General features: G+C 67.4%; 24 protein-coding genes. 17 read left to right on the top strand and 7 right to left on the bottom strand.

Translation table 11 applies throughout. The features are described from left to right. Positions 1–82: 82 nt before the first annotated feature. Entirely contained in the window at positions 83–907 is an 825-nt protein-coding gene (locus AC1RQG_RS04125) for an AraC family transcriptional regulator (protein ID WP_493128584.1), read from the bottom strand. A gap of 152 nt (positions 908–1059) precedes the next feature. On the opposite strand from AC1RQG_RS04125, the gene AC1RQG_RS04120 reads away from it, so the two are divergent. Genes AC1RQG_RS04120 through AC1RQG_RS04100 form a run of 5 tightly spaced genes read left to right on the top strand, consistent with a single transcriptional unit; the run spans position 1060 to position 5607 of the window. After that, positions 1060–1998, top strand: a complete 939-nt coding sequence (locus AC1RQG_RS04120) for a 4-hydroxyproline epimerase (protein WP_493128582.1) — start codon at positions 1060–1062, stop codon at positions 1996–1998. Beyond that, positions 1998–3131 (top strand): NAD(P)/FAD-dependent oxidoreductase, encoded by a 1134-nt coding sequence (locus AC1RQG_RS04115; protein ID WP_493128580.1) that lies wholly within the window; start codon positions 1998–2000, stop codon positions 3129–3131. Before AC1RQG_RS04120 ends, AC1RQG_RS04115 begins: the two co-directional genes overlap by 1 nt. Next, complete coding sequence (locus AC1RQG_RS04110) at positions 3124–3387, top strand: (2Fe-2S)-binding protein (protein WP_493128578.1); 264 nt, start codon at positions 3124–3126, stop codon at positions 3385–3387. Before AC1RQG_RS04115 ends, AC1RQG_RS04110 begins: the two co-directional genes overlap by 8 nt. After that, the gene (locus tag AC1RQG_RS04105; protein WP_493128576.1) at positions 3384–4649 is read left to right on the top strand and encodes an FAD-dependent oxidoreductase; all 1266 of its coding nucleotides are present in this window, start codon (positions 3384–3386) and stop codon (positions 4647–4649) included. The genes AC1RQG_RS04110 and AC1RQG_RS04105 overlap by 4 nt, the downstream gene beginning before the upstream one ends. A gap of 46 nt (positions 4650–4695) precedes the next feature. After that, positions 4696–5607 (top strand): dihydrodipicolinate synthase family protein, encoded by a 912-nt coding sequence (locus tag AC1RQG_RS04100; RefSeq protein WP_493128574.1) that lies wholly within the window; start codon positions 4696–4698, stop codon positions 5605–5607. Positions 5608–5625: 18 nt separating this feature from the next. Here AC1RQG_RS04100 and AC1RQG_RS04095 read toward each other — a convergent pair whose 3' ends face one another. Beyond that, complete coding sequence (locus tag AC1RQG_RS04095) at positions 5626–5955, bottom strand: thioredoxin family protein (RefSeq protein ID WP_493128572.1); 330 nt, start codon at positions 5953–5955, stop codon at positions 5626–5628. A 206-nt stretch (positions 5956–6161) separates the two neighbouring features. On the opposite strand from AC1RQG_RS04095, the gene AC1RQG_RS04090 reads away from it, so the two are divergent. Next, the gene (locus tag AC1RQG_RS04090) at positions 6162–6539 is read left to right on the top strand and encodes a hypothetical protein (RefSeq protein WP_493128570.1); all 378 of its coding nucleotides are present in this window, start codon (positions 6162–6164) and stop codon (positions 6537–6539) included. Positions 6540–6648: 109 nt separating this feature from the next. On the opposite strand, the gene AC1RQG_RS04085 is transcribed toward AC1RQG_RS04090, so the two are convergent. Then, complete coding sequence (locus AC1RQG_RS04085; protein ID WP_493128568.1) at positions 6649–6819, bottom strand: hypothetical protein; 171 nt, start codon at positions 6817–6819, stop codon at positions 6649–6651. A gap of 83 nt (positions 6820–6902) precedes the next feature. Then, positions 6903–8495, bottom strand: a complete 1593-nt coding sequence (locus tag AC1RQG_RS04080; RefSeq protein WP_493128566.1) for a sensor histidine kinase — start codon at positions 8493–8495, stop codon at positions 6903–6905. 275 nt (positions 8496–8770) lie between these two features. On the opposite strand from AC1RQG_RS04080, the gene AC1RQG_RS04075 reads away from it, so the two are divergent. Together AC1RQG_RS04075 and AC1RQG_RS04070 are read left to right on the top strand one after the other, a co-directional pair. Then, on the top strand, positions 8771–9112 hold the full coding sequence (locus AC1RQG_RS04075) for a hypothetical protein (protein ID WP_493128564.1): 342 nt from the start codon (positions 8771–8773) through the stop codon (positions 9110–9112). Next, the gene (locus AC1RQG_RS04070) at positions 9109–9954 is read left to right on the top strand and encodes an HDOD domain-containing protein (protein ID WP_493128563.1); all 846 of its coding nucleotides are present in this window, start codon (positions 9109–9111) and stop codon (positions 9952–9954) included. The genes AC1RQG_RS04075 and AC1RQG_RS04070 overlap by 4 nt, the downstream gene beginning before the upstream one ends. A 140-nt stretch (positions 9955–10094) precedes the next feature. On the opposite strand, the gene AC1RQG_RS04065 is transcribed toward AC1RQG_RS04070, so the two are convergent. Continuing rightward, positions 10095–10430 carry a hypothetical protein gene (locus AC1RQG_RS04065; RefSeq protein ID WP_493128562.1) on the bottom strand — a complete coding sequence of 112 codons (336 nt, stop codon included), beginning with the start codon at positions 10428–10430 and terminating at the stop codon, positions 10095–10097. Positions 10431–10789: 359 nt separating this feature from the next. Between AC1RQG_RS04065 and AC1RQG_RS04060 the strand changes: the two genes are divergently transcribed. The 9 genes from AC1RQG_RS04060 (at position 10790) to AC1RQG_RS04020 (ending at position 20355) form a co-directional block, all read left to right on the top strand. Next, complete coding sequence (locus AC1RQG_RS04060) at positions 10790–11836, top strand: PhoH family protein (RefSeq protein WP_493128560.1); 1047 nt, start codon at positions 10790–10792, stop codon at positions 11834–11836. Next, positions 11820–12287 carry an rRNA maturation RNase YbeY gene (gene ybeY, locus AC1RQG_RS04055; protein ID WP_493128558.1) on the top strand — a complete coding sequence of 156 codons (468 nt, stop codon included), beginning with the start codon at positions 11820–11822 and terminating at the stop codon, positions 12285–12287. The genes AC1RQG_RS04060 and ybeY overlap by 17 nt, the downstream gene beginning before the upstream one ends. A gap of 92 nt (positions 12288–12379) precedes the next feature. Beyond that, the gene (locus AC1RQG_RS04050) at positions 12380–13258 is read left to right on the top strand and encodes a CorC family transporter (RefSeq protein WP_493128556.1); all 879 of its coding nucleotides are present in this window, start codon (positions 12380–12382) and stop codon (positions 13256–13258) included. Position 13259: 1 nt separating this feature from the next. Further along, positions 13260–14855, top strand: a complete 1596-nt coding sequence (lnt, locus tag AC1RQG_RS04045; RefSeq protein WP_493128554.1) for an apolipoprotein N-acyltransferase — start codon at positions 13260–13262, stop codon at positions 14853–14855. 91 nt (positions 14856–14946) lie between these two features. After that, positions 14947–15858: a glycine--tRNA ligase subunit alpha gene (gene glyQ / locus AC1RQG_RS04040; RefSeq protein ID WP_493128552.1), complete on the top strand. Its 912-nt coding sequence runs from the start codon at positions 14947–14949 to the stop codon at positions 15856–15858. Between the two features lie 22 nt (positions 15859–15880). Next, positions 15881–17989 (top strand): glycine--tRNA ligase subunit beta, encoded by a 2109-nt coding sequence (gene glyS / locus AC1RQG_RS04035; protein ID WP_493128550.1) that lies wholly within the window; start codon positions 15881–15883, stop codon positions 17987–17989. Then, positions 17990–18568 (top strand): D-glycero-beta-D-manno-heptose 1,7-bisphosphate 7-phosphatase, encoded by a 579-nt coding sequence (gmhB, locus tag AC1RQG_RS04030; RefSeq protein ID WP_493128548.1) that lies wholly within the window; start codon positions 17990–17992, stop codon positions 18566–18568. Between the two features lie 42 nt (positions 18569–18610). Beyond that, positions 18611–19351, top strand: coding sequence for a lysophospholipid acyltransferase family protein (locus AC1RQG_RS04025; RefSeq protein WP_493128546.1), 741 nt, complete (start codon positions 18611–18613; stop codon positions 19349–19351). Further along, on the top strand, positions 19297–20355 hold the full coding sequence (locus AC1RQG_RS04020; protein WP_493128544.1) for a M48 family metallopeptidase: 1059 nt from the start codon (positions 19297–19299) through the stop codon (positions 20353–20355). The genes AC1RQG_RS04025 and AC1RQG_RS04020 overlap by 55 nt, the downstream gene beginning before the upstream one ends. 119 nt (positions 20356–20474) lie before the next feature. Here AC1RQG_RS04020 and AC1RQG_RS04015 read toward each other — a convergent pair whose 3' ends face one another. Together AC1RQG_RS04015 and AC1RQG_RS04010 are read right to left on the bottom strand one after the other, a co-directional pair. Then, positions 20475–20753, bottom strand: a complete 279-nt coding sequence (locus tag AC1RQG_RS04015; protein ID WP_493128542.1) for a type II toxin-antitoxin system RelE/ParE family toxin — start codon at positions 20751–20753, stop codon at positions 20475–20477. After that, positions 20750–21196: a hypothetical protein gene (locus tag AC1RQG_RS04010; protein WP_493128540.1), complete on the bottom strand. Its 447-nt coding sequence runs from the start codon at positions 21194–21196 to the stop codon at positions 20750–20752. The genes AC1RQG_RS04015 and AC1RQG_RS04010 overlap by 4 nt, the downstream gene beginning before the upstream one ends. Between the last annotated feature and the right edge of the window lie 89 nt (positions 21197–21285).

The raw sequence follows: 21285 nt of genomic DNA, 5'->3' as shown, positions 1-21285 counted from the left end.
GGTGGAGCGCCGCGGCGGCCAGCGCTGACGCGCCGTTACAACAAATTATTTTGCGCCAGGCTTGATATGGCGGTGGTTCCGCTCACGCCCGCAGCATGTGCCGGTACTGGCTGGGCGTGACGCCCACCGTGGCCTTGAACTGGCGCGTGAAGGCGCTGTGGTCGCCGTAGCCGCAGGCCTGGGCGATGTCGGCCACGCTGTCGGGCCCGGCCAGCAGGCGCGAGGCGGCGTCGAGCCGGGTCTTGATGATCATCTGGCGCGGCGTCAGGTGGAAGATGCGTAGGAAGTAACGCTCGATCTGCGCCACCGACATGCGGGCCGTGCGCGCCAGTTCGGGCAGGTGCAGCGGCTGGTCGTAGTGCTCGTGGATCAGGCGCACCGCGTCGGCCACCTTGCCGTAGGCGGGATTCTTCTGGTCGGCCATGGCCAGGTCGCGCGACACGCCCGTCAGGCCGACGATGGCGCCGTCCGCATCGCGCAGCGCCGTCTTGCGGGTCAGGCACCAGCCGGGATCGCGCGTGGGATACAGGTGCAGCTCCAGCTGGTCCTCGATCTGGGCGCCGCCGGCCAGCACCGCCAGATCCTGCGCCAGATAGGTCTGGCCGAACGGATGGGCGAACACCTCGGCCGGCGTGCGCCCGATCAGCGCCGCCTTGTGCTTCACGCCGCAGCGCTGGACCAGCGTCTGGTTGACCACCACGTAACGGCCCGCCACGTCCTTGACGAAGAACACCACGTCCGGCAGCGCGTCGAACAGCGGTTCGGCGAAGAACACATCGGCGATGCGCGCGCCCAGCGCGGCCCGCGCGTCATGGTCCGCGCCGCGCGCCTGTGCTCCCTGTGCTCCCTGTGCTCCCTGTGCTCCCTGTGCTCCCTGTGCTCCCTGTGCTCCCCGCGCTCCATTCATCCGCCGCCTCCCGCGCCGCTTCCCATGCGGCCCAGCCCCGATTGTCGCACAGGCGCAAGCCCGGCGCCGGCCGAACAATTGTGCAGATTTCGTCATCTTCGATGCGCAGCTTGTGCAAGACAACAGCGCGGCCCGGGCATAAGATTCGATGCATGAAAACCATCTCCATCATCGACTCCCACACGGGCGGCGAACCGACCCGGCTGGTCACGGCCGGCGGCCCGGAACTGGGCACCGGCCCGCTCAGCGAACGGCTCGCCACGCTGCGCCGCGAACACGACGCCTTCCGCTCCGCCGTGGTCTGCGAACCGCGCGGCTCGGACGTGCTGGTGGGCGCGCTGCTGTGCGCGCCGCACGCTCCCGGTTGTGCGGCGGGCGTCATCTTCTTCAACAACGTCGGCTACCTCGGCATGTGCGGCCACGGCACCATCGGACTGGTGGCCTCGCTGGCCTGGCTGGGCCGCATCGGCGTGGGCCGCCATCGCATCGACACGCCCGTGGGCGTGGTGGAGGCGCAATTGCACGCGGACGGCAGCGTCACCGTCGACAATGTGCCGGCCCACCGCAGCCGCCACGCCGTGACGGTCGACGTGCCGGGCCACGGCCCCGTGACGGGCGACGTGGCCTGGGGCGGCAACTGGTTCTTCCTGGTGGCGGAGCACGGCCAGCAACTGCGCATCGACAACGTGGACCAGCTGACGGCCTACACCGTGGCCGTGCGCGCCGCGCTGGCGCAAGCCGGCGTGACCGGCGACGACGGCGCCGAGATCGACCACATCGAACTTTTCGCCCCCTCGCGCGCGGGCGCCGACAGCCAGAACTTCGTGCTCTGCCCCGGCAAAGCCTACGACCGCTCGCCGTGCGGCACCGGCACCAGCGCCAAGCTGGCCTGCCTGGCGGCCGACGGCAAACTCGCCGAAGGCGCGCTGTGGCGCCAGGAGAGCATCGTCGGCAGCGTGTTCGAAGGCAGCTACCGCCACGCCGCCACGGACGGCCGCGTGCTGCCCAGCATCCGTGGCCAGGCCTGGGTCAACGCCCAGTCCACCCTGATCCTCGATCCCAGCGACCCGCTGGTGTGGGGCATACGCTGATGTCCTCCCCGTCCTGCCAGACCGCCATCGTGATCGGCGCCGGCATCGTCGGCGCGGCCTGCGCCGACGCGCTGGCCGCCCGCGAGCTGCGCGTGACGGTGATCGAGCAGGACGCGATCGGCAGCGGCGCGACCGCCGCCGGCATGGGCCACCTGGTGGTCATGGACGACAACGAGGCCGAACTGGCGCTGACGGCATGGTCGCTGGCGCTGTGGAAGGAACTGGCCGCGGCCGAGCCGCGACGCCACGAATACAGCAACTGCGGCACCATCTGGATCGCCGCCGACGAGGAGGAACTGGCGGCCGCGCGGGCCAAGGCGCACACGCTGGCCAGCCACGGCGTGGCCTGCGAACTGCTGGACCCGGCCGCCCTGTATGCGCGCGAGCCTGCATTGCGCCCCGGCCTGGCGGGCGGCCTGCTGGTGGCCGGCGATGGCCTCGTCTATCCGCCCAAGAGCGCCCGCATCCTGCTCGACCGCGCGCAATCCAATGGCGCCGTGCTGGTGGCCGGCAGCGTGGTCCGCATCGAGGACAACAGCGTGCTGCTGGCCGACGGCAGCCGCCACCAGGCCGACATGGTGGTGCTGGCGGCCGGCTCGCGCTCCACTACCTTGCTGCCGGAACTGCCGGTGCAACCGAAGAAAGGCCATGTGGCCATCACCGACCGCTATCCCGGCTTCATCCGCCACCAGCTGGTGGAACTCGGTTATATCAAGAGCGCCCACGCCGCCAGCGGCGCGTCGGTCGCCTTCAACCTGCAACCCCGTCCAACAGGACAAATCCTGATCGGCTCCTCGCGCCAGTTCGACACCATCGACCTGGCCGTGGAACCAGACATGATGCGGCGTATGCTGCGTCATGCCGCCAGCTTTACCCCCGGGCTGGCCCAACTGAATCTGCTGCGTTGCTGGACCGGCCTGCGCGCCGCCAGCAGCGACGGCCTGCCCCTGATCGGCCCTTGCCCCGCGCGGCGCGGCCTGTGGCTGGCCACCGGCCATGAAGGCCTGGGCATCACCACCTCGCTCGCCACGGCGCAGCTGCTGGCCGACCAGGTGGTGGGCGCCCGCAGCGCCATCGCCTGCCAACCCTATCTGCCCGGCCGCTTCGACCGCCCGGCCCGCGCCCATGCCTGACGCCATCGTCCTCACCATCGACGATCTGCCGGTCCAGGTGGCGCCGGGCACCAGCGTGGCGGCCGCCGTCGCCATGGCGGGCAGCATGGTCACGCGCCGCTCCGTGACGGGCATGGCGCGCGCGCCCCTGTGCGGGATGGGCGTCTGCCAGGAGTGCCGGGTGACGATCGACGGCCGCCCGCACCAGCTGTCGTGCCAGACCCCGTGCGCGCCCGGCATGCAGGTGCGCACCGCGCGCGACGGAGCACAGCCATGAAGCGCAGCTTCGACGTGCTGGTGATCGGCGCCGGCCCGGCCGGCATGGCGGCGGCGCACGCGGCGGCGGCCCATGGCGGCAGCGTGGGCGTGGTGGACGACAACCCGCAAGCGGGCGGCCAGATCTGGCGCGGCGGTCCCGCGCAGCAGGCCGACGCGCGCGCGCGCGACCTGTGGCATACGCTGAGCAACGCCCCCAACGTCACCGTCCTGCACCAGTGCCGCGTGGTCTGTCCGCTGGAGGGCAGGCTGCTGCTGGCGCAAACGCCCGCCGGCGCCATCGAACTGAACTACGGAAAACTGATCATCGCCACCGGCGCGCGCGAACTGCTGCTGCCCTTCCCCGGCTGGACCCTGCCGGGCGTGACGGGCGCCGGCGGCCTGCAGGCGCTGGTCAAGGGCGGCTATCCGGTGGCCGGCAAGCGCGTGATCGTGGCCGGCTCCGGCCCGCTGCTGCTGGCCGCCGCCGCCACGCTCAAACAACAGGGCGCGCACGTCGCCGCCATCATCGAACAAGCGGCGTGGCCACGCCTGGCGCGCTTCGCGCTGGGCCTGGCGGCCACGCCGGCCAAGGTCACACAGGCGCTGCAACTGGCTTGCCGGTTGCGCGATGTGCCCTATCTGCGCGAAAGCTACGTGCTGTCCGCCCACGGCGGCGACGCGCTGCGCGCCGTCGTGCTGCAGCGCGGCGCCCGCACCGAACAGCGGGACTGCGACCTGCTGGCCTGCGGCTATGGCCTGCTGCCGAATGTGGAGCTGGCGCTGGCCCTGGGCTGCGCCGTGGATGGCGGCGGTGCGCAAGCGCCGGCCGTGCGGGTGGACCCGTGGCAGCGCACCAGCGTGGCGGACGTGCTGTGCGCCGGCGAAGGCACGGGCGTGGGCGGCGTGGACCTGGCGCTGGCCGAGGGCCGCATCGCCGGCCTGGCCGCCACAGGCCATACGCAAGCGATGCCGGCGCTGTTCGCCGAACGGGCGCGCTGGCGCAAGTTCGCCGCGCGCCTGGCGCACGCGTTCGCGCCACGCCCCGAACTGGCCCGGCTGGCCGACGACGACACCATCGTCTGCCGCTGCGAGGACGTGCCGCACGGCGCATTAAGACAACACACGGGCTGGCGCAGCGCCAAGCTGCACACGCGCTGCGGCATGGGCCCGTGCCAGGGCCGCGTGTGCGGCGGCGCCACGGGCCTGCTCTACGGCTGGCGGCCAGACGCGGTGCGCGTGCCGCTGTCGCCGGCGCGCATCGACAGCTTCATCGCAAGATAAAGGGACACTTCGTCCGTTTGTAACGCTAGTCACCAAGGAGAACAGCATGGCCGCAGCAAAATGGGAAGGGGTATTCCCCGCCGTCACCACCAAATTCAAACCGAACGAGGAGCTGGACCACGCCGCCATGGAGCGCCACTTCGCGTTCCAGATCGACAGCGGCGTGAACGCCCTGCTGACCTGCGGCTCGCTGGGCGAGGCCAGCACCCTGTCGTTCGAGGAAAAGCTCGACGTGACCCGCACGGCGCTGCGGGTGGCCGCCGGCCGCGTGCCGGTGCTGGTCAACGTGAGCGAGACGCGCACGCTGACGGCCTGCCGCTTCGCCGAGCAGGCGCATGAACTGGGCGTGCAGGGTTTGATGGTGATGCCGTCCGTGCTGTACGCGGCCGACGCGCGCGAGGCGCGCGACAACCTGCGCACCATCGCCCAGGCGGCGCAGCTGCCCATCATGGTCTACAACAATCCCGTGTCGTACAAGGTGGACCTGACGCCGGACGACTTCAAGGAGCTGGCCGATTGCGAATGGATCGTGGCGATCAAGGAATCGACCGACAACGTGCGCCGCATCACCGACCTGCGCAACGCCGTCGGCCATCGCTACCAGCTGTTCATGGGCGTGGACGACCTGTCGTTCGAGGGCCTGGCGGTGGGCGCGGACGGCCTGCTGGCCGGCCTGGTGGTGGCGTTCCCGAAGGAGACGGTGGCCCTGTACAAGCTGATGAAGGCCAAGCGCTGGGACGAGGCGCTGGCCCTGTATCAGTGGTTCATGCCGCTGATGCACCTGGACGTGTCGAACAAGCTGGTGCAGAACCTCAAGCTGGTGGAAACCCTGGCCGGCGTGGGCAACGAGAACGTGCGCCGCCCGCGCCAGCCGCTGCAAGGGGCCGAGCGCGAGCGCGTGACGGCCATCGTGCGGCACGCGCTGGCCAACCGGCCCGACGTCAGCGCCCTGTTCTGACGCGGCGCGGCGCCGGCTTCATGGCGGCGGAGGGGCTATGCGGGCCAGCGCGTCGGCGATCGGCGCGGCCGCCAGCGGCCGCACCAGCCGCTCCACCTCCTGGCCGTCGCGCAGGAAGATCAGCGTCGGCCACAGCTTGACCCGGAACGAGCGGCCCAGCGGGCGCCCCGGTCCATCCTCGACCTTGATATGGGTCAGCGCGCCATGGCCGGCCAGTGCCTGCGCCAGCGGCGCCTGGGCCGCCATGCAATGGCCGCACCAGTTGGCGCCGAATTCAAGCAACACGGCACCCGGCATGGCGTCGATCTGCGCGCGCGTCGGCGCGTCTGTCCGATAGTGTGTTTCCATTGTCACTCCCCGGCCCGCCCCCGGCATAGCCACAACCGCTGGACGGGCGCTGTTGCATAGAAAAAATATATGGTGATATTTTGCAATTTTTAGTGTTATTTTGAAACCGCTTGTGCTTTAATGGTAAACAGAAAAACGCAATCGTGTTTCACATTTGCACCAGCCCATCAGGCAGCGCCGGGCTGGCCCGTTCACCAGGAGCTGACATGAAAATCCATCTGCCCATCCTGCTCGCCATGTTGCTGACTGGCGCGGGCGGTGCCGCGCAGGCGGCCGCCGTGCCGGTGGTGACGATGGAAGCGCCGCAATGCCTCGCCGCCATCAAGGGCGCGCCATGCCGCGCCGCCGACCTGTCGCCGGCGGTCAGCCATGCCGGCGGCGCCCTCGATGGCGGGTTCCAGCAGCCGGGCGACGACCTGCAGGCGCTGGACGATTACGCCCCCACGCCGGTGTCGATGCAAACAGCGGCCACCGACGCCGCGCCGGTGCCCGAACCCGCGCAATTCCTGATGCTGGTGGCCGGCGTGATCTTGCTCGGACTGCGTTCGACCCGGCAGGAAAAGTACGACAAATTCTCCGACTGAGCAGCGCGACCGCCAACCGCATCCCGCCGCGCGCGGGATTTTTTTTATTTGGGGACCTAACACATTTGTCGATTCCAGGAGCCGACCAACATGTCACGTCCCCAATTTCCTAAAGGCCGCAGACGGCGTGGATGTTGGTCAGCGAAACGCCATGCAGCACGGCCCGGCCCATGCAGCTGAGCTTCTGGAGGCCGTCTTCGGTGGCGGCCGTGGCGAAAATGGCCACCGCCAGCAGCACGCCAACGAGGATCAGGATGCCTTTGATGAGGTCTTTGTTCATGGGGCGGACAAGGCCAGGTGGATGCGGGTGGCCATTCTAGCGTGCGCCGGCGCGCGCGCGCAATGGCCGCCACCGCCGCGCCGTCATGCGTGCAGCTGTCCGTCCGGTTGGGCCGGCAGGGCCGGATGGGCGTCGTCCACCGGCGTCACCACCGGGATGCGCAGCACGAAGCTGGCGCCGTGGCCCAAGGTGCTGCTGACGGTGATGGTGCCGCAGAACTGCTTGGCGATCAGGTTGAACACGATGTTGAGCCCCAGCCCAGTGCCGCCCTGCCCGCGCCGCGTGGTGACGAACGGGTCGAACACCTTGTCGATCATGTCGGGCGCGATGCCCTTGCCATTGTCGACCACCTGCATCTCGATCCAGTCGCCGTCCCGCGCCACGTTGATGGCGATGGTGCCTTCCGCGTCCGGCTCGAACGCGTGCTCCACGCAGTTGAGCGTGAGGTTGGTGATGACCTGGGCCAGCGCGCCCGGATAGCTGTCGAGCACAATGTCGGGCGGGCAGGCGATGGTGACGTGGATGTGGGTCTTCTTGAGCTTGGGCTGCAGGCTGGCCACCACCTCGGTGATGTAGTCGCGCAGCTCGAAGCGGCGCCGCGCCTCGCTCACCTGGTCCACCGCGATCTGCTTGAAGCTGTGGATCAGGTGCGCGGCGCGGTAGGCGTTGTTCATGATCAGGCGCGTGCTCTCGCCGGCCGTCTCCACGTAGCGCGTGATGTCGGATTTCTTGATGTTGCCGCCCTCGATGGCCTGGTGCACCTTCTCGGTGGCCTCCAGCAGCACCGAGGCGCTGGTGAGGGCGATGCCGACCGGCGTGTTGATCTCGTGCGCGACCCCGGCCACCAGGCCGCCCAGCGACGCCAGCCGCTCGGCCTGCAGCAGCGATTCCTGGGTGCGGCGCAGGTCGTCGAGCGCCCGGGCCGTCTCCTGGGCCGACTTGCGGGCCTCGTCCTCGGCCTCGCGGATGCGGGCGATGATCGATTTCACGCGGCGCTGGATGGCGTTGAAGCCGCGGATCACCTCGCCCAGCTCGTCGTGGCGGTTGTCGGCCAGTTCCTCGACCTCGTCGCTGCCGCGCGTGGCCAGGTCGAACAGGCCGTCGCGCAACTGCTTGAGCGGCTCGAACACGATGCGCAGCGACATCGCCAGCGCCGCCACCAGGATCAGGTCCAGCAGCAGCACTTCCGTCACCTTGCGCCGCACCTCGGCCGCCAGCGTGGCGTCGATCTGGGCCCGGCTGAAGTTGACCACCACCCGGCCCACGATGACGGGCTTGAGCGAGGCGCCGGCCGCGCCCGAATCGCGGTAGGCCAGGTCGGCCACCACGGGCGCGCCGGCCACGGGGGCGTCGTTCTCGATCGACACCACGCCGCCGGCGTCGTTGCGCAGCTTGCCCGAGAACAGGCCGACCGAGGTGTCGTAGACGCGGATGGCCACCAGTTCCGGCGGCAGCATCTCGGCCGCCACGATGTTGTCGACCTTGGCCTTGTCCAGGTCCCACAGGGCCGATGGCAGGCTGGTCTGGAGCCGCGTCAGCACCCCCTGGCGCAGCCGCTGGTTGCTCACCTCCAGTTCATGACCAAGGCTGTACTGGGCGTAGGTGCCGGAGATGGCCAGCACCAGCGTGACGATGACCACGAACAGCGCCGTCAGCCGACCTTGGATACCAAACATCTACACCCCTCCCCTGAACGCCGCGCTCCGCGCGGGCGGAGCCGGAAACTGGATTTGACGGCAACGCCCCAATGTACGGTATGACATGCGTCTTGGCAAGAACTGCCCGGCGCCAGCCCGGCCGCCGCCCCCGTTTGCCGCCGTTTTTGCGTTGTTCCGGCCCGTTTCGGGCTGTTTTCCGCGCGGCCGGCGCGCGCCGCTCGGCCCGGCGGGCCGGCGGCACACAGCGCCCCGCGACGATGGTAAGATCGGGGCAACAGAATGCCGGAGGCGCCATGACTGCCACTTACCATCACATCCCGCTGGCCCAGGTCGAACCGGGCATGGTCCTGTCGGACGAACTGCTCGATGTGCAGGGCCAGGTGCTGCTGCCGCAGGGCACCGTGCTGACCGAGGCCATGCTCGACCTGATGCCGCGCCACGGCATCGCCGTGCTGCCCATCGCCACGCCGCCCGTGTCGCAGGACGAACTGGCCGCCACCCGCGAACATCACGAACAACGCATCAACCACCTGTTCCGCAAGCACGATCCGGACAACGACGCCGACTGGGCCACCGGCCTGCTGCGCCATTACGTGACGGACTTCCGGTTGGGCATGGAGGACCTCCCCGAATGAGCACGCCCCTGACCTACGACGACATCGTCAAGAACCTGGACGACCTGCCCTCGCTGCCGGCGGTCGTGATGGAGCTGCTCAACAGCATAGACCAGGAGGATGTCGACATCTCCGTGCTGGCGAAAAAAGTGTCGCACGACTCGGCCCTCACGGCCAAGACGCTGCGGCTGGCCAACTCCTCGCTGTACGGCCTGCAGGTCAAGGTGACGACGATCCAGCAGGCGATCACCTTCCTCGGTTTCCAGACCACGCGCAACCTGATCACGGCGGCCGCCGTCACCGGCTGCTTCGCCGAGGGGCGCTGCGAGGGCTTCGACCACAAGCGCTTCTGGCGCCACTCGATCGCCACGGCCGCCTGCGCCAAGGTGCTGGCGCGCCAGATGCGCTTCAACCAGGACTACGCGTTCACGGCCGGCCTGCTGCACGACATCGGCCGGCTGGTGCTGGTGGCCTGCTTCCCGCAACAGTACGCGCAGGCCATCGCGCACCGCGCCGCGCACGACTGCACACTGCTGGAGGCGGAACGGACCGTGCTGGGCATCGACCACGTGGACGCCGGCATGGCGCTGGCCGAACACTGGAATTTCTCGGACACCATGCGCCTCGCCATCGGCGGCCACCACGACCCGGAGACGCCGGGCGCCGGCTTCCTGGCCGCCATCATCCACGTGGCCGACGCCATGGTGCACGCGCTGGACCTGGCGCAGATGCCGGACGGCCTGGTGCCGCCCGTGTCGACCGTGGCCTGGACGGCGCTGGCCCTGAATGAGGAGACGTGCCTGCAGCTGTTCCGCGAGACGGAGCTGCAGTTCGGGGAGATCGCGATGGTGCTGCTGAACTGATGCCAACGTGGCCGGCGGCGTGATGGCCGGCTGTGGCGTGGAATGAGTTGGCGCGACGGCGCGCTGGCGCCGGATCGGCGCGCACGGACCGCCTCAGGCCCGCCGGCGCCGGTCGGGCGCGGCAGGCAGGGGCGGCGCCATCAGTGGCGCGCGTAGCCGCTGGTGGTCACCGGGCGGTCGCCGCGGTCTTCCGGCTTGGGGCGGCCCTGGGCGTCGGACAAACGGTACTTGGTGCGGCGGTCGCCCATCAAGTCGCGCAGGTCGCGGATGCTCATGCCCGTCACCTCGTGCATGCGGATCAGCAGCGAGGCGCCCACCGGCAGCCGGTGGTGGCGGATCTTGCTGATGACGGGCGGCGCCACTTCAAGCAGGCGCGACAATGCGGCGTCGTTCTTCAACTGCATCTTGCCCAGCAAAATGTCGAGCAGATGGTTGGGGTTGTAGCTTTCCTGGGAAGCGAGAGCGTGGTGTGCCATGATGTTCCTCGTCTGTGATGATGATGAAATGGTGCTGCTACGAACTTAAGGCACGCTTAGCGAACCGCAAGTTCCGAAGGCGTCAGACTGCTTGCCTTTCATGCAATATCTTATGCCCAAACTCCAGCATTCCAGCCGCCCGGGGGGGCGCGAAGATTGTTTGACCTCAACCATCGGCCGGAAAACTTAGCAACATGGCCATTTCATCACACAAAGCAAAATTGCGGCGCACGAAAGTTGACAGAAGGATTGACCGCGCGGGCTGCGATGCGCGCCGTGATTTACTGTAAACTAGCGCCTGTATGCCCGGCGCGCCTCCCGGCCCGGTCCGCCATCCCGCCACACGACGAAGCGATCCATTGAAAACCAAGACCCCCGTCCAGCCCTTCTACTTCATCCCCGAGCCGCTCGATAACGTCCGGCTGGCCCACCTGTGCGGCCCGCTCGACGAGAACCTGCGCCAGATCTCGGCCGCGCTGGACGTCACCATCTTCCGCCGCGGCGAGAAGTTCATCGTCAGCGGCAGCAACGCCGAACGGGCCGTGCAGATCCTCGAACAGTTCTACGCCGTCGCCAACAAGGTGGTGCCGATCGAGGAGGTGCAGCTGGCCCTGGTCGAGCAACGGGCCGGCCTGGCCGGTGTGGTGGAGGAGCATCCGGAGGCGCCGTTCGTGGAACCGGACATCGCCAGCCCCGTGCTCAAGACGCGCCGCAGCGACCTGCGCGGGCGCACGCCGCACCAGATTCGCTACCTGCGCAACATCCTCGAACACGACATCAGCTTCGGCATCGGCCCGGCCGGCACCGGCAAGACCTACCTGGCCGTGGCCTGCGCCGTGGACGCGCTCGAACGCGACGCCGTCAAGCGCATCATCCTGACCCGTCCCGCCGTCGAGGCCGGCGAGCGGCTGGGCTTCCTGCCCGGCGACCTGACGCAGAAGGTCGATCCCTACCTGCGCCCGCTGTACGACGCGCTGTACGACCTGCTGGGCTTTGACCGCACGCAGAAGATGTTCGAAAAACAGGTGATCGAGATCGCCCCGCTGGCCTACATGCGCGGCCGCACCCTGAATCACGCCTTCGTGATCCTGGACGAGGCCCAGAACACCACGGTCGAGCAGATGAAGATGTTCCTGACCCGCATCGGCTTCGGCAGCAAGGCCGTGGTCACTGGCGACGTGACCCAGGTCGACCTGCACAAGACCCTCAAGAGCGGCCTGGTGGACGCGGTGCAGGTGCTCAAGGATGTGCGCGGCATCGCCTTCACCCAGTTCACCAGCGAGGACGTGGTGCGCCATCCGCTGGTGGCGCGCATCGTCGACGCCTACGAGACGGCGCACGCGCACCACGCCGAAATCGCCCCCTTACTCAAAGCCACCGCCATTAAAAATGTCCGAAAAAAATAAACTGAGCCTGTCGGTGCAATATCCCGATCCCCGTCTGCAAGAGAGCATCACCCGTCCCAAAGTGCGGCGCTGGGTCCAGGCCGCACTGCTGGCGCCGGCCGAACTGACCATCCGCTTCGTCGACGCCGAGGAGGGCCGCGCCCTGAACCGCGACTACCGGGGCAAGGACTACGCGACCAACGTGCTGACCTTCGCCTACAACGAGGGCGAGGAGGATCTGCCCGACGACGCGCCGACCCAGGCCGACATCATCCTGTGCACGGACGTGCTGGAACGCGAGGCGGCCGAGCAGAAGAAGACGGTGGAGCAGCACACGGCCCACCTGATCGTGCACGGCGTGCTGCACGCCCAGGGTTACGACCACCTGGACGACGAGGAAGCGGCCGAGATGGAGGGGCTGGAAACGGCCATCCTGGCCAGGCTGGGCGTGGCCGATCCCTACGCGGAATAAGCCGGCGCGGGCCGTGCCAAAATGGCAAAATCGGCCCCGCCGGTCCGTTTGGTGTATCCTATATCCCTTCGAAACAACGGCTCACGCCTCCTATGCAAGAGCACTCTAGTGGCGTCAAGTCTGACGCCAAGCCCCATCGGTCACTGTTTGAACGCCTGACCGCCCTCATCTCCCCCGAGCCCGAGAACCGCGCGGAACTGCTCGACGTCCTGCATGACGCCCACGAACGCAACCTGATCGACGCCGACGCCCTGTCGATGATCGAAGGCGTGTTCCAGGTGTCGGACCTGTCGGCGCGCGACATCATGATCCCCCGTTCCCAGATGGACGTGATCGACATCTCCAAACCCATCGAGGAATGGATGCCGGCCGTGCTGCAGACGGCCCACTCGCGCTTCCCCGCCATCGAGGGCGAGCGCGACAAGGTGATCGGCATCCTGCTGGCCAAGGACCTGCTGCGCTACTACGCCGAGGAATCGTTCGACGTGCGCGACATGTTGCGCCCGGCCATCTTCATCCCCGAATCGAAGCGCCTCAATGTGCTGCTGCGCGACTTCCGCGCCAACCACAACCACATGGCGATCGTGGTGGACGAATACAGCGGCGTGGCCGGCCTGATCACCATCGAGGACGTGCTGGAGCAGATCGTCGGCGACATCGAGGACGAATACGATTTCGACGAGGAAGAGGACAACATCCTGTCGATCAAGGAAGGCCAGTTCGGCCCGCGCTGGCGCATCAAGGCGCTGACCGAGATCACCCAGTTCAACGAGGCACTCGACACCGCCCTGCCCGACGACGACGTCGACACCATCGGCGGCCTGGTGGCCAAGCACCTGGCCCGCATGCCGCACAAGGGCGACGTGTTCGACCTGGACGGCCTGCGCTTCGAGGTGCTGCGCGCCGACGCGCGCCAGATCCACGTGCTGCTGGTGGAAAAACTGCCGGCCACGCCGGAGCAAGACGCGTAACATGCGTTTTCGCCGCACCGATCCCAACGCCCCACCCAAACCCCAGCGCAGCACCCGCGGCCGGATGACCATCACGGCCGCCGCCGGCGCGGGCGCCGTGTTCGCGTTCGCCCCGTTCGGCTGGTGGCCGCTCGAAATCATCAGCCTGGCCATCCTGTTCTACCAGGTGCTGCGCAGTTCCAGCGTCAAGGGCGGCGCCCTGATCGGCTGGGCCTACGGCTTCGGCTGGACGGCGGCCGGGGTCTGGTGGCTGTACGTGTCGCTGCACACCTACGGCGGCATGCCCGCGCCGCTGGCCGCCGCCGCCGTGGCGCTGCTGGCTTGGGGCATGGGCGCCTACGTGGCGCTGGCCATGGCCGGCGCCTCGTGGCTGCGCCAGCGCTGGACGCTGCCGCTGCCCGCTTCCAACCTGCTGCTGCTGCCGGCCATGTGGTCGCTGTGCGAATGGCTGCGCGGCTGGCTGTTCACGGGCTTCCCGTGGCTGTCGGCCGGCTACGCCCACAACCACGGCCCGCTGGCCGGCTATGCGCCGGTGGTCGGCGTGTACGGCCTGGGCTGGCTGGCCGCCGTGTGCGCGGGCGCCCTGCTGCTGCTGATGCACCGCAGCCGCTGGCGCGCGCTGGCGCTGGTGGCGGCCATCCTGGCCGGCGGCGGCGCGCTCACCCAACTGCACTGGACCTACGCGCAAGGCAAACCGCTCTCGGTGCGCCTGATCCAGGGCAACGTGCCGCAGGACGAGAAATTCAACGGCGCCCACGTGCTGGCCGCGCTCACGCAATACCGCGACGCCATCATGGCCGCCCCGGCCGACCTGATCGCCACGCCGGAGACGGCGGTCGTGATGCTGCCGCAGCAGCTGCCGCCCGACTACCTGCCCGCCATCAGCCTGTTCCTGCAGCGCACCGGCAGCAGCCTGGCGCTGGGCATCCCCATGGCAGACAGCCAGACCGCCTACTTCAACAGCGTGCTGGGCATGACGCCCGTGCCCAACGCCGCCTACTACCGCTACGACAAGCACCACCTGGTCCCGTACGGCGAATTCATCCCGCTCGGTTTCCGCTGGTTCGTCGATCTGATGAACATTCCGCTGGGCGACCAGACCCGCGGTCCGGCCATCCAGCCGGCGTTCATCGTCAAGGACCAGCGCGTGCTGCCCAACATCTGCTACGAGGACTTGTTCGGCGAGGAGATCGCGGCCCAACTGCACCACCCGGCCGGCGGCCAGGAGCCGGCCACGCTGCTGCTCAACGAATCGAACCTGGCCTGGTTCGGCGACACCATCGCCATCCCGCAGCACCTGCAGATTTCGCAGATGCGCACGCTGGAGACGGGCCGTCCCATGCTGCGCGCCACCAACACCGGCGCCACGGCCGTCATCGACGGGCGTGGCAACGTGGTGGCGCGGCTGGCACCCAACACCACCGGCACGCTGGCCGCCACCGTGCAGGGCATGGCCGGCAGCACGCCCTACATCCTGTGGGGCAACAAGCTGGCGCTGGCGCTGTGGACGCTGGCCCTGGCGGGCGCCTGGCTGTGGGGGCGGCGCGTGACAAATTCGGCAAAAAATCAGCCTAAAGTAGGCCAACCAGCGCCCTAATCTCTACAGCTGCCCCCAAAACCCGCTAAAATTAGCCGCTTTAGCGAAACTGCAACCGTTGCGCCCCGCTGCGCGCCACCGACCAAACACGATGCTCACATTTCAACAAATTATCCTGACCTTGCAAACCTACTGGGACAAGCAAGGCTGCGCCCTGCTCCAGCCCTACGACATGGAAGTGGGTGCCGGCACCTTCCACACCGGGACGTTCCTGCGCGCGATCGGCCCCGAGCCATGGCGCGCGGCCTATGTGCAGCCATCGCGCCGCCCCAAGGATGGCCGCTACGGCGAGAACCCGAACCGCCTGCAGCACTACTACCAGTACCAGGTGGTGCTCAAGCCGGCGCCGGAAAACATCCTCGACCTGTACCTCGGTTCGCTCGAAGCGCTGGGCCTGGACCTGAAGCAGAACGACGTGCGTTTCGTCGAGGATGACTGGGAAAGCCCGACCCTGGGCGCCTGGGGCCTGGGCTGGGAAGTGTGGCTGAACGGCATGGAGGTGACCCAGTTCACCTACTTCCAGCAAGTGGGCGGCCTCGATTGCAAGCCCGTGCTGGGCGAGATCACCTACGGCATCGAGCGCCTGGCCATGTATCTGCAGGGCGTGGAGAACGTCTACGACCTGGTCTGGACCGAGTGGCAAGAGAACGGCGTGACCAAGAAGCTCACCTACGGCGACGTGTTCCACCAGAACGAGGTCGAGCAATCGACCTACAACTTCGAGCACGCCAACACGGAACTGCTGTTCGCCCAATTCGCCAACCACGAGTCGGAAGCCAAGCGCCTGATCGAACTGCAACTGACGCTGCCGGCCTACGAGCAGATCATGAAGGCTTCGCACAGCTTCAACATGCTGGACGCGCGCGGCGCCATTTCCGTGACCGAACGCGCCGCCTACATCGGCCGCGTGCGCACGCTGTCGCGCCTGGTGGCGCAAGCCTACTACGACTCGCGTGAGCGCCTGGGCTTCCCCATGCTGCCCGCCTCCGCCACCGCCGCCTGAGCCGAACCAGAATAGAAACGATATGAACCAGACTCTCTTAATCGAACTGCTGACCGAAGAACTGCCGCCCAAGGCGCTGGCCAAGCTGGGCGCCGCCTTCGCCGCCGGCATCGTCAACGGCCTCAAATCGCGCGACTTCCTGGAAGCCGACAGCGTCGCCACCACCTATGCCACGCCGCGTCGGCTGGCCGTTTCCATCACCGGCGTGCGCGCCACCTCGCCCGATAAATCGATCCGCGAAAAAGTGCTGCCCGTGAGCGTGGCGCTGGACGCCAACGGCAACGGCACGGCGCCGCTGGCCAAGAAACTGGCCGCGCTGGGCTTCCCCGACCTGACCGTGGACCAGCTGGAGCGGGCCCAGGACGGCAAGGCTGAAAGCTTCTTCTACACCTACACCGCCACCGGCAGCGCGCTGCAGGCCGGCCTGCAGGCCGCGCTGGAGGAATCGGCCGCCAAGCTGCCGATCCCCAAGCTGATGAGCTACCAGCGCCCGGACGGCGCCACCGTCAACTTCGTGCGCCCGGCCCACAGCCTGATTGCGCTGCACGGCGCGACCGTCGTGCCGCTCACGCTGCTGGGCCTGACGGCCTCCAACACCACGCTGGGCCACCGCTTCCTGATGGCCGACGGCAGCCGCAGCATCACCATCGCCAACGCCGACAGCTACGCCGCCACCCTGGCCGAACAGGGCAAAGTGATCGCCGGCTTCGACGCGCGCAAGGAACAGATCCGCGCGGCCCTGCTGGCCAAGGCCGGCGCCGACCAGGTGCTGATGCCCGAGGCGCTGCTGGACGAAGTGACGGCGCTGGTCGAATGGCCGGTGGTCTACGAGTGCCATTTCGAGGAACAGTTCCTGGCCGTGCCGCAGGAATGCCTGATCCTGACCATGCAGACCAACCAGAAATATTTCGCGCTGACGGACGCGCAAGGCAAGCTGCGTTCGCGCTTCCTGATCGTCTCCAACATCGCCACCGCCACGCCGGACGCCATCGTTGGCGGCAACGAGCGCGTGGTGCGCCCGCGCCTGTCGGACGCCAAGTTCTTCTTCGAGCAGGACAAGAAGAAGACGCTCGGCTCGCGCCTGCCGCTGCTGAAGAACGTGGTCTACCACAACAAGCTGGGCACCCAGGCCGAGCGCAGCGAGCGCGTCACCGCGCTGGCCGCCGCCATCGCCCGCGCGCTGGGCGCCGACGTCCAGCTGGCCACCCGTGGCGCCCTGCTGGCCAAGGCCGACCTGCTGACCGACATGGTGGGCGAGTTCCCTGAGCTGCAAGGCATCATGGGCACCTACTACGCGCGCCACGACGGCGAGCACGAGGAAGTGGCGCTGGCCGCCTCCGAGCACTACCAGCCGCGCTTCGCCGGCGACGCCCTGCCCACCACCGCCACCGGCACCGCCGTGGCGCTGGCCGACAAGCTCGAAACCCTGGTCGGCATCTGGGCCATCGGCCTGCAGCCGACCGGCGACAAGGACCCGTTCGCGCTGCGCCGCCACGCGCTGGGCGTGCTGCGCATGCTGGTGGAGAAGCGCCTGCCGCTGGCCATCAGCGCCATGCTGGCCGACGCCGCCGCCGAATTCGTGGCCGTCCCCGGCTTCAAGAACCCGGCCGCCGAGGTGACGGCCTTCATGCTCGACCGCCTGCGCGGCATGCTGCGCGAGCGCGGCTTCTCGCCCAACGAGATCGAGGCCGTGGTGGCCCAGAACCCGGACCGCCTGGACGACATCGTGCAGCGCCTGGAGGCCGTGCAGGCCTTCGCCGCGCTGCCGGAGAGCGCCTCGCTGGCCGCCGCCAACAAGCGCATCACCAACATCCTGAAGAAGAACGAGGAGGCGCTGGCGCAAAGCGGCAACGCGGGCGTCAACCCCGCCCTGCTGCAGGACACGGCCGAGAAGAACCTGGCCGCCGCCGTCACCCGCGTGCAGCCCGACGTGGACGCGGCGTTCGCGCGCGGCGACTTCGCCGGCACGCTCAAGACGCTGGCCCAGCTGCGCGACGACGTGGACGCCTTCTTCAACGACGTGATGGTGATGGCCGACGATGTCGCCCTGCGCAACAACCGTCTGGCCCTGCTGTCGTCACTGCACGGCATGATGAACCGCGTGGCCGACATTTCCAAGCTGGCGGCGTAAATGGGAAGCCCGGCACTCAAACTGATCATCCTCGACCGCGACGGCGTGATCAACCATGACTCGCCGGACTTCATCAAGTCGCCGGCCGAGTGGCACGCCATCCCCGGTTCGCTGGAAGCGATCGCCCGCCTGAACCAGGCCGGCTACCGGGTGGTGGTGGCGTCGAACCAGTCGGGCATCGCGCGCGAGTACTTCGACATGACGGTGCTCAACGCCATCCACCAGAAGATGCACATGCTGGCGCAGCAGGTGGGCGCCACCATCGACGCCGTGTTCTTCTGCCCGCACGCGGCGGCCGACAGCTGCGACTGCCGCAAGCCCAAGCCCGGCATGTTCGACGAAATCGCCAAGCGCTACCAGGTGAGCCTGAAGGGCGTGCCGACCGTGGGCGACTCGCTGCGCGACCTGCAGGCCGGCTACGAACGCGGCTGCGTGCCGTTCCTGGTCTTGACCGGCAAGGGCGAGAAGACCCACGGCACGGGCGGCCTGCCGCCCGGCACCCTGGTGTTCCCCGACCTGGCGAGCACCGTCAGCCACCTGCTCAAGACGGCATCGGCCAGCGCGCCGGCCGCCGACTGATCATCACCACATCCATCCAAGTTTCGAGTTCTGGAGACCGCATTGCGTAATACCGTTTTGTTCCTGCGTTCTTTGCTGTTCATGACCATCATGGTCGTTTCGACCATCGTCTGGGCCTGCGTCTGCTTCCTGGTCGCGCCCCTGCCCTACAACAAACGCTTCTGGGTCACGGCGCGCTGGAACGTGTTCATGATCTGGTGCGCCAAGGTGATCTGCGGCATCCGCTACCAGGTCAAGGGCGCCGAGAATTTCCCGGACGCGCCGGCCGTGGTGCTGTCGAAGCACCAGTCGGCATGGGAGACCATCTTCCTGCTGCCGAACATGCCGCGCCCGCTGGTGTTCGTGTTCAAGAAGGAGATCCTCTACATCCCGTTCTTCGGCTGGGCCATGGCGCTGCTGCGCATGATCCCCATCGACCGCAAGAAGGGCAAGAACGCGTTCAAGGATGTGGTAAGGCATGGTAAACGCCGCCTGAAGGACGGCCAATGGATTATCATGTTCCCCGAGGGGACCCGCATCCCGGTCGGCCAGACGGGCAAGTACAAGAGCGGCGGTACGCGCCTGGCCATCGCGACCGGCGCCGTGGTGGTGCCGATCGCGCACAACTCCGGCGAGTGCTGGCCCAAGAACTCGTTTATCAAACGTCCGGGCCTGATCACGGTATCGATCGGCAAGCCGATCTCGCCGGAGGGACAGACGCCGGACAGCATGATGCAACAGGTGGAAAATTGGATAGAATCAGAAATGCGCGTCATTTCGCCCCACGCCTACAGCGCTGGCTAGACGACCTGGCCACCGCCGTCAAACCGGCGCCGCAGGACGCGGCGTCGGACCCGGCGCGCCAGCAGCTGGACCTGTTCGGGCAGGAGGCTGCTTCACAGGCCACCTCGCCGGCTACCACGCCCCACAGCGCCAATCTGCTGCGCACGCCGGAGACGGCCAGCCCGCCCGCGCGCACCGGCGCACCGCCATGGACGCCGCCTGTCACCATCACACCCACCGCATCGCCCACCGCCATCCCCGTCCGGCCGCCCGCGCCACCTCCATCCGAACCGCCCCCCAAGCGCCAGCTGCTGGTCGGCCAGTTCGTGCTCGAATACACGCTGCGCCGCTCCACCCGCCGCTCGATCGGCTTCATGATCGACGACGACGGCCTGCGCGTGACGGCGCCCAAGCGCATCTCCATCACCGAGATCGACAACGCCATCCGCACCAAGCAGCACTGGATACTGAGCAAGCTGCACGAACGGCGCGAACGGCGCGCCGCGCGCCTGGAAAAGCCGCCGATCGAATGGGTGGACGGCGCCCAGCTGCCCTACCTGGGCGGCGACGTCACGCTGCGCCTGCTGGTGGGGGGGCGCAACCGCAGCAGCTACAACCCGGCCACGCGCGAGCTGGCCATGGTGCTGGTCCCGGGCGCCACCGAACTGCTGCTCAAGGAACGGGTGAAGGCGTGGATGCAGCAGGAAGCCAAGTTGTTGTTCGAACAGCGGCTGGACCTGTACGCGGCCCGGCTGGGGGTGCGCTACCACTCGTTCGCGCTGTCCTCGGCCGGCACGCGCTGGGGCTCATGCACGGTGGAGCGCAAGATACGGCTGAACTGGAAGCTGATCCACTTCTCGCTGCCGCTGATCGACTATGTGGTGGCGCACGAACTGTCGCACCTGCTGGAGATGAACCACAGCGCGCGGTTCTGGAACACGGTGGGCTTGATCTACCCGGAATACGAGGAGGCGCGCAACCTGCTGCGCAAGCGCGCGCAGGAGTTGCCGGTGTTGTTCGGGTAAGAAATTAGTTCAAAAATGACCATGACCATGACCATGGCCAGGCATGGCGCCGAAAGCTGTGTGTTTGCACGGCAGGGCGCCATAATGCCACCATGTTTTTTTGGAACGAATTCCAAGCGCTAGGGATAGTTTCGGCGCGTGTGAACCACGCGAATGATTTCAATCATGTTCAACCTTGGACGAATCCGATAAAGCAGTCTGACGTTGCGCGTTACGAGAAACTCCAGTATCTCACCTTCATTCCGGCGATGCCCCAAATAAGGATACTTTTCCAATAGCGCGACAGTTTGCTCGATCTCCATGTCGAGTTCCAATGCCGCTTGAATATTGTGCAGAGCTATATACCGGATCAGTCCGTCCAAGTCGCGCTCAGCGCGTGGACGCCAACTGGCGATCATGATGCCTCTTTTGTCAGCCTCGCCATCAACTCGGCGCGCCGGGCGGCCGAACGTTCCTTAACTTCAGAATTGGGGATGCTTGGGCCGGGATCGTCGAGTGCCTCTTGCACTTGCTGTCGCATCCATTTATCGCGTTCAACTACTTCTCGCGCCTCACGCATTCTGTCCAAGGTCTCTGGATCATTGGCGGACACATCAAGTGCGCTGAGGTCAGTCAAAAAGAACGGGACCGCGATGGAATGGAGGTAGTCCTGTAAGTCCTGTAAGGTTGGAAATATTCGGACAGCGTCATTCTCATCGACCAGGACCAAATCGGTTTTCCCGTTCCGTATGACGATGCGCCACCCACTCTTGCCGGCGCAGGCATGCACCCGTTGACTCCGCTTGGCGGCCAACAGGGCAATCAGTGTCCGTTGAACAATTGGCTGGGATCCGGTGTCCATACAGCTTCAGAAGGGCGATCGTCACAAGGCTTCAAGTATATCAAGAAGCCTCGACCGGCCCCCGATCCGCATCAAGGGTACCACGCGAT

Source organism: Rugamonas sp. GW822-FHT03B10 (genome assembly GCF_058801745.1).
The sequence above is the reverse complement of the archived record's forward strand: the minus strand, read 5'-3'. Positions and strand labels throughout refer to the sequence as shown.